The sequence below is a fragment of the bacterium SCSIO 12827 genome (genome assembly GCA_024397995.1).
Classification (GTDB): Bacteria; Pseudomonadota; Alphaproteobacteria; order Rhodospirillales; family Casp-alpha2; genus UBA1479.
In genome coordinates, this window is sequence record CP073746.1 from 1,721,988 (window position 1) to 1,738,077 (window position 16,090).

Annotated in this window: 17 protein-coding genes; 13 read left to right on the plus strand and 4 right to left on the minus strand. The window is 62.3% G+C overall.

Annotated features, from left to right (window positions below):
• Positions 1–88: 88 nt before the first annotated feature.
• The 3 genes from KFF05_08050 to KFF05_08060 are packed head-to-tail and all read left to right on the plus strand — an operon-like array spanning position 89 to position 3,444.
• The gene (locus KFF05_08050; GenBank protein UTW53624.1) at positions 89–1,489 is read left to right on the plus strand and encodes a CpaF family protein; all 1,401 of its coding nucleotides are present in this window, start codon (positions 89–91) and stop codon (positions 1,487–1,489) included.
• Positions 1,490–1,498: 9 nt separating this feature from the next.
• The gene (locus KFF05_08055) at positions 1,499–2,467 is read left to right on the plus strand and encodes a type II secretion system F family protein (protein ID UTW53291.1); all 969 of its coding nucleotides are present in this window, start codon (positions 1,499–1,501) and stop codon (positions 2,465–2,467) included.
• Positions 2,464–3,444 (plus strand): type II secretion system F family protein, encoded by a 981-nt coding sequence (locus KFF05_08060; GenBank protein UTW53292.1) that lies wholly within the window; start codon positions 2,464–2,466, stop codon positions 3,442–3,444. Before KFF05_08055 ends, KFF05_08060 begins: the two co-directional genes overlap by 4 nt.
• Positions 3,445–3,574: 130 nt before the next feature.
• Here KFF05_08060 and KFF05_08065 read toward each other — a convergent pair whose 3' ends face one another.
• Entirely contained in the window at positions 3,575–4,402 is an 828-nt protein-coding gene (locus tag KFF05_08065; protein UTW53293.1) for a tetratricopeptide repeat protein, read from the minus strand.
• A gap of 129 nt (positions 4,403–4,531) precedes the next feature.
• Between KFF05_08065 and KFF05_08070 the strand changes: the two genes are divergently transcribed.
• Entirely contained in the window at positions 4,532–4,984 is a 453-nt protein-coding gene (locus KFF05_08070; GenBank protein ID UTW53294.1) for a MarR family transcriptional regulator, read from the plus strand.
• Positions 4,985–5,002: 18 nt separating this feature from the next.
• Here KFF05_08070 and KFF05_08075 read toward each other — a convergent pair whose 3' ends face one another.
• From KFF05_08075 to KFF05_08085, 3 genes are all read right to left on the minus strand, one after another.
• Positions 5,003–5,680, minus strand: a complete 678-nt coding sequence (locus KFF05_08075) for an HAD-IIIA family hydrolase (protein UTW53295.1) — start codon at positions 5,678–5,680, stop codon at positions 5,003–5,005.
• A 21-nt stretch (positions 5,681–5,701) separates the two neighbouring features.
• Positions 5,702–6,925, minus strand: a complete 1,224-nt coding sequence (locus tag KFF05_08080; protein UTW53296.1) for an acyl-CoA dehydrogenase — start codon at positions 6,923–6,925, stop codon at positions 5,702–5,704.
• 113 nt (positions 6,926–7,038) lie between these two features.
• A complete protein-coding gene (locus KFF05_08085) occupies positions 7,039–7,776 on the minus strand; it encodes a hypothetical protein (protein ID UTW53297.1) in 738 nt (245 codons plus the stop codon).
• 194 nt (positions 7,777–7,970) lie between these two features.
• Between KFF05_08085 and KFF05_08090 the strand changes: the two genes are divergently transcribed.
• The 9 genes from KFF05_08090 (at position 7,971) to KFF05_08130 (ending at position 16,090) form a co-directional block, all read left to right on the plus strand.
• Positions 7,971–8,546, plus strand: coding sequence for a hypothetical protein (locus KFF05_08090; GenBank protein UTW53298.1), 576 nt, complete (start codon positions 7,971–7,973; stop codon positions 8,544–8,546).
• Positions 8,547–8,553: 7 nt separating this feature from the next.
• Complete coding sequence (locus KFF05_08095) at positions 8,554–9,444, plus strand: alpha/beta hydrolase (protein ID UTW53299.1); 891 nt, start codon at positions 8,554–8,556, stop codon at positions 9,442–9,444.
• A 113-nt stretch (positions 9,445–9,557) separates the two neighbouring features.
• Positions 9,558–10,040, plus strand: a complete 483-nt coding sequence (locus KFF05_08100) for a hypothetical protein (protein UTW53300.1) — start codon at positions 9,558–9,560, stop codon at positions 10,038–10,040.
• Positions 10,041–10,224: 184 nt separating this feature from the next.
• Positions 10,225–10,827, plus strand: coding sequence for a hypothetical protein (locus tag KFF05_08105; protein ID UTW53301.1), 603 nt, complete (start codon positions 10,225–10,227; stop codon positions 10,825–10,827).
• Between the two features lie 234 nt (positions 10,828–11,061).
• Complete coding sequence (locus KFF05_08110) at positions 11,062–12,300, plus strand: amino acid ABC transporter substrate-binding protein (GenBank protein UTW53302.1); 1,239 nt, start codon at positions 11,062–11,064, stop codon at positions 12,298–12,300.
• Positions 12,301–12,459: 159 nt separating this feature from the next.
• Positions 12,460–13,362: a branched-chain amino acid ABC transporter permease gene (locus KFF05_08115; protein ID UTW53303.1), complete on the plus strand. Its 903-nt coding sequence runs from the start codon at positions 12,460–12,462 to the stop codon at positions 13,360–13,362.
• A 144-nt stretch (positions 13,363–13,506) separates the two neighbouring features.
• Positions 13,507–14,433, plus strand: a complete 927-nt coding sequence (locus tag KFF05_08120) for a branched-chain amino acid ABC transporter permease (protein UTW53625.1) — start codon at positions 13,507–13,509, stop codon at positions 14,431–14,433.
• Positions 14,430–15,179, plus strand: coding sequence for an ABC transporter ATP-binding protein (locus KFF05_08125; GenBank protein UTW53304.1), 750 nt, complete (start codon positions 14,430–14,432; stop codon positions 15,177–15,179). Before KFF05_08120 ends, KFF05_08125 begins: the two co-directional genes overlap by 4 nt.
• A gap of 134 nt (positions 15,180–15,313) precedes the next feature.
• On the plus strand, positions 15,314–16,090 hold the full coding sequence (locus KFF05_08130; GenBank protein ID UTW53626.1) for an ATP-binding cassette domain-containing protein: 777 nt from the start codon (positions 15,314–15,316) through the stop codon (positions 16,088–16,090).

The following is a 16,090-nucleotide window of genomic DNA, read 5'->3' on the forward strand; positions in this document are numbered from 1 at the left end:
GATCGGCGCGAAGGATCTATTGAGTCCGGACTACAGCCGGGGTGATCGCGCAGCCTGCATCGGCGTGATTCTCGATGCCGAAAGCAGGATGTCCGGCGACCCGCTGTTCGAATCCGAACGCCGCGACGTCATCACGGAATTGCTTAACCGTCTGACGGCCCTACCGGGCGTCGGCGGGGTGGGCGGCCGCACGTCGGTGCCTGACCCGACGGGGATGGCCAAGGAGCGGGTCCAGCCCTTGTTGATGGAACGCATGGACGTATCCAAGGCAGCCGAGTTGCCGCGTGCCGAGATGGCCCGTCAGGTCACGGATCTTGTCGCCGAAATTCTGGCCGAGGAGAAACTGCACCTCAACCTGATCGAGCAGCGCGATTTGGTGACCATGTTGCTCAACGACATGCTGGGCCTGGGGCCGCTGGAACCGCTGCTGGCCGATGACAAGGTCACCGATATCATGGTCAACGGGCCGGATCAGGTTTACGTGGAACGCGGCGGACGTCTGGAATTGGCCGAGGTCAGGTTCCGCGATAACGCCCATGTTCTGAACGTGGCGCAGCGTATCGTGTCCGCCATCGGGCGGCGGGTCGATGAGACCTCACCCTTGTGCGACGCGCGTCTGGCCGACGGCTCGCGCGTTAACGTCATCATTCCGCCGCTCGCCATCGACGGGCCGTCGATCTCGATCCGTAAATTCGCCAAGCAGAAGATCACCATGGAAAAGATGGAGCAGCAGAACAACCTGTCGCCGGCCATGGCGACGGTGCTGCGCATCGCCGGGCGGGCGCGCCTTAACATCATCATTTCCGGCGGCACGGGGTCGGGCAAGACGACCTTGCTGAATGCCCTGTCGCGCATGATCGACCCCGGCGAGCGCATCGTGACCATCGAGGACGCGGCCGAACTGCAACTGCAACAGCCCCATGTCGTGCGTCTGGAAACCCGGCCCGCCAACCTGGAGGGCGAGGGCGAGATCACCCAGCGTGAACTGGTGAAGAACTGCCTGCGCATGCGCCCGGACCGCATCATCCTGGGTGAAATCCGGGCCGGGGAGGCGCTGGATATGCTGCAGGCCATGAACACGGGCCATGACGGATCGCTTTGTACCATCCACGCGAACCGCCCGCGCGAAGCCTTGACGCGGTTGGAGAACATGGTCGCCATGGCCGGGGTCAAGCTGCCCAACGAAGCCGTGCGCGCGCAGATCGCCGGTGCCGTCAACATGATCGTGCAGATCGCCCGCATGCGCGACGGCGTGCGCCGCATCACCCATATCACCGAGGTCGTGGGCATGGAGGGCGAGGTCGTCACCACCCAGGACCTGTTCACCTTTGAATTCGAGGGCGAGGACGCCGATGGCAAGCTTTACGGCGCCTTTAAGTCGTCGGGCCTGCGCCCGGCCTTCGCCGCCAACGCCAAATACTTCGGCCTGGAAAAGGCATTGCTGGAGGCGATGTCCCTGCCCGATCACGTGACGCAGCGGGCGGGATAACGGGCGGCCATGGAAATCCTGCTGATATCGCTGGGCGTGTTCATCACCTTACTGACCGGCTGGTACGGGCTGGGGGCGGAACGGTCCAAGCGGGCCCGCATCCTGACCCGCCGCCTGACTGCCGTCGGGCCGGCCAAGGCGCTGCCGGGCGGCGGGGGTGCCGTGACCCTGCGCCGTGACGACGGGGCAGGCAGGGGGTTGGAGAAATCCCTGGGTCGCCTGCTGCCGCGCATCGCCAGCCTGCGCAAGCGGCTGGCGCGGACCGGCAAACGGATGTCGGTCACGGGCTATCTGTGTGTGTCGGCCGGATTGGCGGCGACCGTGTTCGCGGTCTTGTTCCTGGTCCTGAATCTGCATCCTGTGCTGTCCGCGCTGTCGGCTTTGGCCGCTGGATTGTTGTTGCCGCATATCGTCGTTTCCATGATGGCGACGCGGCGGCAGAACCGATTCAACAGCCTGTTTCCCGACGCTATAGATCTCATGGTCCGGGGACTGCGGTCCGGCCTGCCGGTCACTGAATGCATCAAGGCCGTGGGCCGCGAGCTGGCAGAGCCGGTCGGCGCCGAGTTCCGTCGCATCACTGACGAGGTCAAGTTCGGGGCCAAGATCAACGAGGCCCTATGGGCGGCGGCCCATCGCCTGGACATTCCCGAGTTTAAGTTCTTCGTGGTCAGCCTGTCCGTGCAGCAGGAAACCGGCGGCAACCTGGCCGAGACCCTGGCCAACCTGTCGGACATCCTGCGCCGCCGCCGGCAGATGAAGCTGAAGATCAAGGCCATGTCGTCCGAGGCCAAGGCCAGCGCCATGATCCTGGGCTCCCTGCCGTTCATCATGTTCTGCATCATCTACATGATGAACCCGGGTTATGAATCCCTGCTATTCACGGACCCGCGCGGGCGGCTCATTCTGGGTGGTGGGTTGATCGCCATGGCGATGGGCGTGTTCGTCATGAGCCGCATGGTGAGGTTCGAGATATGAGCGCCCTCGACCTGATCCCCGGCCTGGACGCAGCCGACCTGATCACCGCCATGGCGGCCCTGGTGGCAGGCTTCGCCGTCTATGCGGTATGGACGGCGCTGCTGGTCCGCGACCCCATGGCCGGGCGCATCAAAAGCGTCGGCCTGCACCGGGACGAATTACGCCAGGCCATGCTGGCGGCCCAGGGCAACCGCGCCAGGCGGCGTGAGACCACGGTCGATTTCATGCGCCGGGTGGCCTTGCGCCTGAAGCTTCTGAAGACCCAGCAGGCCGACGCCGTCACTCTGCGTTTGGCGCAGGCCGGGTTCAGGTCCAAGGACGCGCTGGTCATCTATCTGTTCGCCAAGCTGGCGTTGCCCTTCGTGCTGGGGGCCGTCGCCGTGGTTCTGGTCTATGTCTCGGACTTTTGGGCGATGTCCGGGATGATGAAGCTGTTCGTCGCCATCGCCGCGGTGATCGTCGGCGCCTACGCACCGGAGGTCTTCGTCGCCAACATCCGGCAAAAGCGCCAGCAGGCCATGCAGAAGGGGCTGCCGGACGCCCTCGACCTTTTGGTCATCTGCACAGAGGCAGGCCTTGCCCTTGACGCCGCTCTGACGCGGGTGGCGCGAGAGACCGGCCCCGCCTGTCCGGAACTTGCGGAGGAATTGAGCATCTGCGCGGTCGAGCTCGGTTTTCTGCCGGACCGCCGCCAGGCCCTTGACAACCTGTCGACGCGCACGGCCCTGGCGTCGATCCGGGGTGTCGTCAATTCCCTGCAGCAGACGGAGAAATACGGAACGCCGCTGTCGCTGTCGCTGCGCGTTTTGTCCACGGAATTCCGCAACGATCGCATGATGCGGGCCGAGGAAAAGGCAGCCCGCCTGCCGGCGACGCTGACCGTGCCGCTGATCCTGTTCATTCTGCCGGCGCTGTTCGTGGTGCTGCTGGGGCCGGCCGTGATCAGCGCCATCGACGGACTGGGCGGCCTGAAATGAATGTTGGAGAGATTGGAGATAAGTTGGGTGAGCCGCCTTCACTTTAGGGGTCAGGCGGACCACCTGGCCGGAGGACGGAGGGGTGCCGTCCTCCGGCCGCTTTACCGGCGGTCGGAACGGTGGCGGCTGTTTAGCCGTCGGGACCCTGGCCCGTGTGCACGGCCCGCGCGCGGGCCTTGTCCGACAGCTTGCGCAGTGCCTCGTAGCGCTTGAGGTTGCTTTGCACCTGAGCTTCGGTGAGATCCAGGCGGCCGATCCTGGTGGCGCGGTCCGTGTCGCCGGACAGGCCGTAAACCAGGGCCAGATTTTGGCGTGCACGGGGGCCGGCGCCCGGCGATTTGGCGGCATCGCCCAGCACCTGGATCGCTTCCGCGTAGGCGCCGGACAGGGCCAGGGACAGGCCAAGGTTGTTCTTCAGGGACAGGCTGTCCGGGGCCAGGACGAGACCCTGGCGGTAGAGCGCCTGGGCTGCGGCATGGTCGCCCGCAAGGTCGCGCGCGATGCCGAGGCCGTTGAGGGGGCGATGATCCTTGGGTGCCGCCGCCTGGGCGCGGGTGAAGGCGTCGGCGGCCTCTGCCGGACGGTCGAGAGCGACGAGGGCTTGGCCCAGGCCTAAAAGGGCGGCCGCGTCGCCCGGTGCCAAAGCGGTCAGGCGGGTATAGGCCGCGGCGGCTTCTTCCGCCAGGCCGAGGGCCAGGGCCGTCTCGCCGCTGCGCCGGTAGGGTTCGTCCCAGTCGGGGCGCATGGCCTGGGCGCGTTGGTAGAAGGCGAGGGCGGAGGCGCTGTCGCCACCGGCGCGGGATGCGTCACCGACCCGAACGAGCTGGCGGGCGCGGTTGTCGGCGTTGTCCTGCTTGATCTCTTCCGGCGTCGGCACCTTGTCCGTGGCACAGGCGGCGACGGACAGCAGGGCGATGGCGAGGAAGATTCGCCGGAATATGCGGAACGGCGTGGTCATGGTCCGAGCCTACAACGCAGCGGCGCAGCGGGCCATAGGGCCGTCACGGTAGCCTGCTCTCGGTGTCTGACTTGGTTGTTGCGAAATGGGACAGAAAATATAACAGTCTTGGGATAGAGGAGACGTCACGTGAGCCGAACTTATTCCGAATTGACGCGCCTGATCGAGCGCCTGCATCGGCGCTTTCTCGACGTCATCCGTGCTGAACTGAATCGCCTGGGGGTGCGTGACCTGAACGGGGTGCAGGCTCTGCTGCTGGCCAATATCGGGGACGAGGCCATGGCCATCCGTGATCTGGTCGAACGCGGCTACTATCAGGGCTCCAACGTGTCCTACAACATCAAGAAACTGACGGACATGGGCTATCTGACCCAGGAACGCTCCCTGCACGACAAGCGATCCATCACGGTGCAGCTGACCGACAAGGCGCGGGCCGTGGTCAAACAGGTCAAGGCGCTTGAGGATCACAACGCCAACGCCTTCAGCGAATACATCGACGAACCGAAGGTCGAGGAGGTCTGTCAGGCCTTGCAGCGGCTTGAGCGGACCTGGGCCGACTACATCCATTACGGCGGCGAATAGCGCTTTCCGCCCGGCCGTTCAGTCCTGTGCCCATAGTGGATTCAGGACTTCCGTCAACTTGTCCGCGTCGTCACAGGCGCGGACCCGGAACCCGGCATCGGCCAGCGCCGCCGACTTGCCGCGTTCGGTTTCGGAATCCTTATGGGCGGAGCGCATATGCACCGCACCGGCCAGGCCGGCGGCCTTGGCTGCCTGAACGTCGATCACGCGGTCGCCGACCATCCAGGATGCCCCGGCGTCGATGGGCAGGAGTTCCATCGCGCGCAACAGCATGCCGGGGTTGGGCTTGCGGTCCGGGTGGCTGGATGTCCGCAGCAGGCCGCGGCCTTCCGGGTGGTGTGGGCAGGCGAGGATCGCGTTGACGAAGGCATCGGCCTGGGCCAGTTGCGCCCACATCCAGTCCTGTAGGCGGGCGAAATCCGGCCAGTCATACTTACCGAGCCCGATGCCGCCCTGGTTCGTTATCACGACGACCGGCATGGCGCGCGCATTGGCGGCGCGGATGGTGGCCACGGTGCCGGGGATCAGGCGGGCGTCTTCGATACGGTGGAGATAGGGAACCTCCTCGACCATGACCCCGTCACGGTCGAGGAACAACGCCCCCCGGCGGACCGGGCCCGGCGTGCGGTTGACGATCTGGCACCAGACGTCGTCGTCGCCGGCGAACAGGTCCGGGACGTCGGCGGATGGTGCCATGGGGTCGCCTTTCGCCCGGGATTACGCGGTGAAGGCCTGAATGCCCGTCTGCGCCCGGCCCAGGATCAGGGCGTGGATGTCATGGGTGCCTTCGTATGTATTAACCGTCTCAAGGTTAAGAAGGTGCCGGATGATATGAAATTCGTCGGCGATACCGTTGCCGCCGTGCATGTCGCGCGCCATACGCGCCACGTCGAGCGCCTTGCCCGTCGAATTGCGTTTGACCAACGAGATGTTTTCCGGCGGGCAGGTGCCTTCGTCGAGCATGCGGCCGACCCGCAGGCAGGCTTGCAGGCCGAGGGTGATCTCGGTCAGCATGTCGGCCAGCTTTTTCTGGATCAGCTGGTTGGCGGCCAGCGGACGGCCGAACTGCTTGCGGTCGAGGGTGTATTGGCGGGCGGCATGCCAGCAGAACTCGGCGGCGCCCAGCGCCCCCCAGGAAATCCCGAACCGCGCTTTGTTCAGGCAGCCGAAGGGACCGGCCAGGCCGGACACGTTGGGCAGCAGGTTTTCCTCGGGCACGAAGACATTATCCATGACGACTTCGCCGGTCAGCGACGTGCGCAGCGAGAATTTGCCCTCGATCTTCGGCGCGGACAGGCCCTTCATGCCCTTTTCCAGCAGGAATCCGCGGATCTTGCCGTCGAGCTTGCCCCACACGACGAACACATCGGCGATCGGGCTGTTGGAAATCCACATCTTGTTGCCGGTCAGCACATAGCCGCCGTCGACCTTCTCGGCCCGGGTCTTCATGCCGCCGGGGTCCGAGCCGTGGTCCGGTTCGGTCAGGCCGAAAGCGCCGACGATCTCGCCCTTGGCAAGGCGCGGCAGGAATTTCATGCGCTGTTCCTCGGTGCCGTAGGCATAGATCGGATACATGACCAGCGACGACTGCACGCTGAGCGAGGAGCGGTAGCCGGAATCAACCCGTTCCACCTCGCGCGCGATCAGGCCGTAGCACACATGGCCGACGCCGGCGCCACCGTACTGTTCGGGAATGGTCGGGCCGAGAAAGCCCAATTCGCCCATTTCATTGAAGATTTCACGGTCGAAGGTCTCGTTGCGGAAGGATTCGAGAACCCGCGGCATCAGTTTGTCCTGAGAATAGGCGCGGGCCGTTTCGGCGACCATTCGTTCGTCCTCGGTCAGCTGATCGACCAGCCCGAAGGGGTCTTCCCAGTTGAATTCAGGCTTTGCCTGCGGGGACTTCGGGGCAACTTTGGGGGCGTCAGCTGCATCCGGCATCGGGTGCTCCTTCCTGTTTGCTTATCGTTGGCGCCAAATGAGGCGTCAAACTCGCACGGTTCGGAGGTGCGGGCAAGATTCAGAGCATTTCGCAGGTTGAAATGGGGTGAGTGTCAGCTGCCGGTGGCGGCGGCGACTTTGCCGACCGACCATCGGCGGCCTTCCGTGCGTTCATCGGCGGCATCGACCCGCAACGTGATTTCCGGACGTCCGTGCAAGCGGTCGTTGGTCACGCGCAGCTGGGCATCGACGCGCACGCCGTTCACGGGCCACCACTGGTATCGGCAATCCTGGCCGTTGCCGTAGGACAGACGAGTGCATTCAGAGGTTGATGGCTTGCCCCACAAATTGCCCAGATGCTCGGTGATTTCGCGCTCGGTATGAAACCGGAACGTCTGCGTATAGCTCAGGCGAAAGGCGGTGGCGTCCTTTTCACCCGTCGGGAAATGAGCCGTGAATACCCCCTTGTCCGTACGCAGGACGCCGATCACACCGGCCTGGGCTGCCTTCAGGGATTCTGGCGTGGGGATAATCTTGAGGAAATTCTCATACGTCATGCCGATTTCGATGGGGCCGATGAAGAAATTCGGATCCGCCAGGGGCGCGCGCACTCGGGCCACGTAAAGCTGCAGGGCCGCTGCGCCGATGTGCTGGGCTTCCCGCTTTTTGATTTCCATATCAGGCAGGTAGCCGGCGACATCCGCCGTGTCGGTTTCCTGGGGGGCGGGGGAGGCGAAATGCGCGAGTAGACCGAAGGCCACCCCCAACACGCCGAAGACCAGGGCAAGCGCCCGGAACGGGCGGAACCTGCCTCGTTTCGGTGTCGTCATCGCCTGTGCTGCGCGTGCCATGCCTTCTATTCCTTTCCTCAATCTGCGTGGTGTCGGTTCGTTACATGGCTGGACTTATGACTTTCGACATAGTGTAAGGTATGAAAAATAAGCATTCGAATGAATAATTTGCCGGTACTTTTAGATAAAATTGTCGGTAATTTTCGTCAGGCATGGGATTTGCCGGGGCGCAAAAAAGAGGTTATAGCGGGACCATGATCACGCCGCACCAACGCACCGATCGGGCAAGGGCAACCCGTTTCAAGGCCGTCCGTATCGCAACCTTGTCCGTTATGGCCGGGGTGCTGCTCAGCGGTTGCGGAATGGCCAAGCCCTATGTTTACGATTCCATCGCCTACAACCGCGATGATCCGGATTTTGCCAAAGTCCCGGAAACACGGGATTCGGTGACCATCTGCTATTCCAAACGGTCGACCACGCCGGCAGAAGTCGCGCGGCTTGCGGCTGAAACCTGCGCTCCTTACGGGACCGGTATCGCTTATGTCGGCAATAGTTACGCCGAATGCCCCATGCTGACTCCGGTCGGTGCCGTATTTGCCTGTACCGGGGCGGTGGGAACGCGAGCCGTGGCCGGGCGGGGCGCTGGCTCGCGGTCTTCCACCGCAGGCGGAACGCCCGGACAGCCGGGCACACCCCTGACGGGGTTCGCGGAAGGCGCTCGTCCCATGGGTGTGCTGTTCGGCCGGCAAGGCTCGACGGCCTCTCCGGCGGCGGCACCGCTTCCCGCCTTGCCGCCGGCTGTTCCCGGTCAGCCTGAAACGAAGCCGTGAACCGAAGATGCGGGGCCTTGGGCCGGTCCGGCGGCCATACGGCTGGATGATGCTGGCCGCTTTACAAGTTTTGATCTTCGCCGCCGGCATTTACGTTCTTGTCGTCGGGCTGGTGTTCCTTGGGCAGCGGCGACTGATGTATCACCCGGGTGGTGTGGCCGGCGCGCCTGCCGATGCCGGCCTGCCTGATGCGGGCGTGGTCCGCGTATCCACGGCGGACGGGTTCGGCCTTCAGTCCTGGTATTTGGCGCCGCGGTCCGGCCGTCCGGTCCTTCTCTATTTCCACGGTAATGCGGGTACCATCGCTGACCGTGCGTTCAAGGCGCGTCTCTTCGCGCGCCAGGGGATCGGCGTGATGTTGGCGGAATACCGAGGTTATGGCGGCAATTCGGGTGCCCCAACCGAAGCAGGACTCTACGCCGATGCCCGGGCCAATCTGGCATGGCTGGCGAACCAGGGGCATGAACCGGGGGACATCATCCTCTACGGCGAATCCCTTGGTACCGCTGTTGCCGTTCAGGCGGCCCTTGAACAAGCCCAGGCGGGAACGCCGGTGCGGGCCTTAGTGCTCGAAGCGCCGTTCACGACCATGTCCGATGCGGCGGGCGTGCATTATCCCTGGCTTCCGACCGGACTGCTGACCCGTGATCGCTATGCTTCCAGTGCCAAGATCGGCGCCGTGCAATGCCCGGTCCTTGTCGTCCACGGCAGCGCCGACCGGGTCGTGCCGCAGGACCAGGGAAAGCGCCTGTTCGCCCTTGCGGCGGAGCCGAAGACGGCGGCTTGGCTTTCGGGAGCAGGGCATGCCGACGTCTATGACTTCGGTGCCGGGGAGATCATTTTAGACTTTTTCGACGCAAGCCCGAACGAAGGCGGGGATATTCCCTCAGCGCGTTAATCATAACATCCTGAAAAGGCTGGGGCTTCTAGGGTTGTTCTGTCGTTAAGACTCCTATAATTTATACAGTGTAATGGTGTATCTGCGCCTTAATGGAGCAGTGTGCCCGGTTCGTGCGCGCCGCACGTGATTGGGAACCCACAAACGAAGCGTTAACGAACGGGAATATGGCGAAGATTTCTCCAACCGCCGCGCCGGCTATTTCCAGCGTCTCGACGGCCCGCATGACGGGCGTCGCGGGCGTGTCCGGCCATGGCCGGATTGAGGAGATCAGCGGCGGCAATGCGATGTCGTTCGAAGCCGCCCAGTTCGGCTTCCAGAATGCGCCGGATGACAAATATGACGACCGCCGTGCCCTGTCCGACGACCGGCGGCGCAATCCGAACCTCGGGCGCGGGCGCTTCACGGCGCCGAACGACACGTTCGCCAAGATCATCCAGAGTGAACTCACCGCCCCCAAGGTTTACGGCGAGGAAGGCAGGCCCAGGAATTTCGGGGGTCTTGTTTCCAAGGCGATTGCGACTTACGAGCTGAACGCTCAGGTCATCCACGGCACGCTGCCCAGAAAGGGCACGACCCTTAGCATGCGTCTTTAGCCGAGCCCGCCGTTGACCGAACGACGCGCCGGCCCGATGGCCGGTTTTTTCATGCGCGGAAGGTTGGGGGGGGGGGGAACCGCCGATATTTGTGCCGGATGTTTGGGCTGGACCCGTCATGGCGGGCTTATGTTAATCTTTCCTTGGTCAATGACGGGGCATACTCGGGCCGCCCGCCCAAGACTTGCGGCGTGGCGATGATCAAGCCGGGCAGACCGGCGCACCGGAACGACACCGGAAACAAGGGGAAGGCATGCGTGCCGATGTAAAAAGCGCCTTCGACGTGGCCTTCTGGTTCGCGGACACGGCGTTGGAACAGAATGAATATCTGCAGCCGCAAAAGCTTCAGCGGCTTCTGTTCCTTGCGCAGGGTTATTATGCCGTGCTGCATAACGGGCGCAAACTGATGCCGGCCGTTTTCGTCGCCGATGAACTCGGCCCCATGGAGCCGAATATCTACGCTGGATTCTCCCGCGGGCGCCCCAACATCGATGTCGAGCTGTTTATCCCTCACGAAATCGACGGTTATCTGACCAGCCTGTGGCGTCGGTTCGGCCATGCGTCGATGGAGCGTCTGAACCAAATAACCAAGGGAACCAGCGCCTACAAACAGGCCCGGGCCAAAGGCGCCCGGACGGAAATCACCCTTGATGCCATGCGCCTGTCGTTCGTGCGGGCCGAGAACACGCCCGGGGTTCAACAGGTAGTGAAGCCCAAGGTTTTTGTAACCCAAACAGGCAAGCCGGTTCAGGTCAAGGCCTGGGATCCAGGCGCGAAAAACTCCTAGCTAAAAAAACTCTCATTGATATCAGTTTCTTAGGCCGCGTTCCTGGGGTTCCGCTTGCGCCTTTCCATGACTTGTCTAATATCAGGCGCGAACGGTTCATCTGGGCTGCTCTGTGCCAGTCATGGTGTTGGGGGTGTTCCGGGGGGCCGGCAATAATGAGGCAGACGTTTCGATAAGCGCCGAATAATGGCGCACGGAATAAAGCGCCTTACACATATGTCTGGGAGGACACGCATGAACACGAAACGACTCATCCCCGTCGTCGCCGCAACCCTTGCGGTTGCAGGTTTGGCCTTTGCCGGCCCGGCGCAAGCCAAGGTCGAAGGTGACACCATCATTCTCGGCTCGGCGATTTCGTTCACCGGGAAGTATTCGACCAACGGCATTCATGCCAAGAACGGCTACGACATCGGCGTCGCGAAGATCAACGCGATGGGCGGCGTCAAGGTCGGCGGTAAATCCTACAAACTGAAAATTCAGTATTACGATGATGAATCGACGCCACTGCGCACGGCGCAGCTGCTGGAACGCCTGGTCAACCAGGACGGCGTGAAGTACTTCCTGGGGCCGTATTCGTCGGCCACGACCAAGGCCGCAGCACCGATCATCGAAAAATACAAGGTGCCCATGATTGAAGCGGAGGGTGCGTCGCGCTCGCTGTTCAACAAGGGCTACAAGTATCTGTTCGCGGTTCTGTCGACGTCCGAACAGTATCTTGCCAGCTCGATCGGGTTGGCCGCCGAAATCGCCGAGAAGAACGGCAAGAAGGCATCGGACGTGAAGATCGCCATGGCGTTCGAGAACGATCCGTTCTCCCTCGACGTGCGGGCCGGTGTGCTGGAAGACGCCAAGAAATACGGCATGAAGGTCGTCATCGACGACAAGATGCCACGCGACCTGAACGACATTTCCTCGACCCTGACCAAGGTCAAGGCCCTGAAGCCTGACCTGCTTCTGCTGTCCGGCCATTCCAAGGGTGCGGCCACGGGCGCGCGTCAGATCAAGGAAATGAAGATCGACGTGCCGATGATCGCGCTGACCCATTGCGAGGCGGCCAAGATCACCAGCAAGTTCGGTGCCTCGACCAATGACTTCCTGTGCCCGACCCAATGGGCACCGACCTTGACCTATAAGGACAAGTATTTCGGCACGGCCGCCGACTACGATAAGGAGTTCAAGAAAACCTTCGATGGTTACAAGAACGTGCCTTATCAGTCGGCCCAGGCGACCGCGTCGGTTCTGGTGTGGAAGGATGCCTTCGAACGGGCCAATTCCCTGGATCCGGAAAAGGTGCGTGACGCCATCGCGGCGACGGATATGGAAACCTTCTACGGCGGGATCAAGTTCGCGCCGGAAGGCAACAACATCGCCAAGCCGATGGTTCTGCGTCAAATCCAGAACGGCGAGTACAACGTGGTGGCCCCGTCCAAATGGGCGTCGCATCCCGTGAACTGGCCGCGGAAAGCCCAGTAATCAGGGTTTTACGGCCTGACGGGTGACCGCAGGCAAAGCTTGAACCCCGCCCTCGGCCAATGCTGGCCGGGGGCGGCCGGTTCCTGCGCATACCAGCATTTATATTTTCGGATATACCGACCAATCGCTTCTCCACTGAACTAGGGATGGATCAGGGACATGTGGGACAATATTTCAATTCTGACCGCAGCGCCGGTCTTCAATATTCAGCTGATCCTCGACGGTCTGTTCATCGGCTCGACCTTTGCGTTGGCGGCCTATGGCCTGGCCCTCGTATGGGGCGTGATGAACGTGAAGAACTTGGCGCAGGGCGACTTCGTCATCATGGGCGGCTACGTCGCCTGGTGGCTGGGTAAGCAGGGCATTCATCCTCTGTGGGGCCTGCCGGTTTCGATCATCGTCATGTTCGTATTCGGCTGGGTGGTTTACGTCACCATCATCCGACGCGTCATCGACAAGGACATGTTCACCTCGCTGCTAGCGACCTTCGGGCTTGCCATCGTTCTAGCCCAGGCATTGAACCTGATGTTCGGTCCCGAGGTGCAGACGGCGGAAAGCGATTTCGCCATCCGCAGCTATTTCGATAACAGCGTCACCGTTGCGGATATCAAGCTGGTCGCCTTCGCGCTTTGCGGTGTGCTGGCGGTCGTCGTGGTGTTGTTCATGAAGAATTCGCGCATGGGGCAGGCGATCCGCGCCACGGCCCAGGACGCCCGCGCAGCGCGGGTCATGGGCATCGACACGGACAAGGTCTATGCCTTTACCTTTTCCCTGAACGCGGCGATCTGCGGCGCGGCGGGTGCCTTGATCTCGATGATCTGGGTGATTCAGCCGTTCTACGGTATCGGCCATTCGATCCGATCCTTCGTCATCGTCACGGCGGCCGGGTTCGGCAACCTGGGCGGCGTCATCATGGCGGGGCTGGGGCTTGGCGTTATGGAACAATACGGCGGTTTCGTGCTTGGCGCCGAATTCCAGCAGGCCTGTGTGGTCGGCCTTCTGGTCGCCGTGCTGATCTACCGTCAGCTTGAAATGCGTCGCCACCGCCAGGTCGTGCAGTAAGCGCGCGGCCCAAGAAGAACGATAACGGGAGCAAAAACCTTGGAATCATTCAATCCGAAACTGCATCTGCCGATCCTGATCTTCGGTATCGGGGCCCCCTTCGTCATTCCCGGCGTGACCATCCAGATCGCCGTCCTTTGGGTCATGGTCCTGTTCGCTCTGACCTGGGACATCATGGGCGGTCAGATGGGCTACAACTCGCTCGGTAACATCCTGTTCTTCGGTTCGGGCATGTATATCTCGGCCCTGGTCCAGATCAGCATGTTCGCCGAGGTGTCCGAATATACGGCGTCCTCTGGCGCGGTCGATTTTTCCTATACGAGTTCCGAATACTTCTGGGGCTTGGGATGGGGGATTCTGGCAGCAGGTATCGGTTCGGCCCTGTTGGCGGCGTCCCTTGGTTGGACCCTGTTCGGTCTGCGCGGACCTTATTTCGCCATCGGCACCCTCGGCATCGCGCTGACGGCCGGTGAACTGATGGGGACCTGGGAATGGGTCGGCGCCGGCGGCGGCTTGGCCATGCCCGTCTACCCAGGTAGCGCCGACGGCAAGTCGTTCATGTTCTATTTCATGTGCTTCTTCGCCGCGATCGGAACCTATCTGTTCTGCAGCTGGCTTTATTCGACCCGTTTCGGCCTGGCCATCAACGCCATCCGCGACGACGAACAGAAAGCCGAGGCCATGGGCATCCATACCCTGCGCTACAAGACCATCGCATGGTCGGTATCGGCATTCTTCCTTGGGATTTCCGGCGCCCTGTTCGGCAATATGACGGGCTTTGTCGAGCCCCTGGAAGTGGCCTTCCCGGTCGCCACCTTCGGCATCTTTATGGTCGCCATGTCGCTGCTGGGCGGTAAGGGGACCCTGTGGGGGCCGATCCTTGGCGCCGCCCTGTTCCACGTCCTGAAGGAATTCACCTGGACCTACTTCCTGGGTTGGCAGTGGGTGGCGCTCGGCGTGCTGATCATCGTCAACGTGGTGTTCTTCCAGCAGGGCATCATGGGGTGGCTGATGGAAAAATTCCCGGAACGGTTCGGCATCATCGTCGACAAGAAGGAGACGGCAAAATGACCGATACCGTCATTGAAATCTCGGGCGTATCGAAGTCCTACGGGGGCGTGGTCGCCAACCACAACATCTCGCTGAAGGTGCCGTCCGGCGGCATCACCGGCCTGATCGGGCCGAACGGCTCGGGCAAGACGACCCTGTTCAACTCCATCGTCGGCTACCATCCCATCGACGAGGGCTCGATCAAGTTCAAGGGCGAGGAAATCTCCTCCTACCGGGTGCCGCAGATCGCGCGCCTGGGCCTTCTGCGCACTTTCCAGCAGACGCGCATCTACTCGAACATGAACTGCATCGACAACATGTTGATCTCGATCCCGCACCGTAAGTTGGGCTTCGCGGACATGTTCAAGAACCGCGGCGACAAGGAAACCATGGAAGAGGTCGACCGTCTGCTCGACTTCGTGGGCCTTTACGAAAAACGGCGGCTGATCTCGGGCGACCTTTCGTTCGGGCAGCAAAAGCTTCTCGAATTCGCCATGGCGCTGATGAACCGGCCCGAAGTGCTGCTGCTTGACGAGCCGACGGCGGGCATCAACCCGACGCTCATCAACGGGCTGATCGACCGGCTCCGCCGCGCCAATGAAGAACTGGGCATCACCCTGTTCGTCATCGAGCACAACATGCGCGTGATCATGAACATGGCCCAGTCGATCTACTGTCTGGCCCATGGCGAGCTTCTCGCCCATGGCACGCCGGACGAGGTCCAGAACGACCAGCGCGTCATCGACGCCTATCTGGGAGCACACTGAACATGGCCGACGAAAACAAGGCACAAGAAAACGAATCCGCCGGGGCCGCCGCGAACCGCCGCTCCACCGGCTATCACATGGGAACCGTCGACGCGGTCATTTCCGTCGAAGACGTCAACCGCCAGGCCAAAGCCATGGCTGTCGAGGTCCCGCTGGAGCAGGTCGCGTCTCTGGCCAACAACGATCCCTTCGTCAATCTGAAGAATCTGCGTTGCGGTTACGGCAAGATGGAGATCATCCACGGCCTCAACCTGCAGGTCGCCAAGGGGCAGTCGCTCTGCCTGATCGGCCCCAACGGGGCCGGCAAGTCGACGGTGCTGCACGCCATCTACGGCCTCAATACGGTGATGGGCGGAAACATCCTGGTGGGTGAGGGCGCCAAAGCCCAGGACGTCGCCCATATGACCGCCAACCAGAAGCTGAAGCAGGCCGGCATCGCCTATATCCTGCAGGACAAATCCATCTTCCCCGACATGACCGTGGAAGAGAACTTGTGGATGGGCGGATTCCTCATGGAAACCACGGCCCAGGCCAAGGAAGCGGCGGAAAAGGTGTTCGCCAAGTACGACCGCCTGGCCCAGCGGCGCAAGCATCTGGCCAAGGTGCTGTCCGGTGGCGAGCGCCGACTTCTGGAAATCTCCCGCGCCCTGGTCATGGACCCGGACGTTCTGCTGGTGGACGAACCATCCATCGGGTTGGAACCCCGGTTCATTGACATGGTGTTCGACATCCTGGACGACCTTCAGCATACCGAAGGCAAGACCATCATCATGGTCGAACAGAACGCCAAGAAGGGCCTGGAATTCGCCGATATCGGCTATGTCCTGGTGTCGGGCGAACTGGCCATCGCCGGCACCGGCGACGCGCTGCTGGAGAACGAGGACGTAGGCCGCCTGTTCCTGGGGGGATAG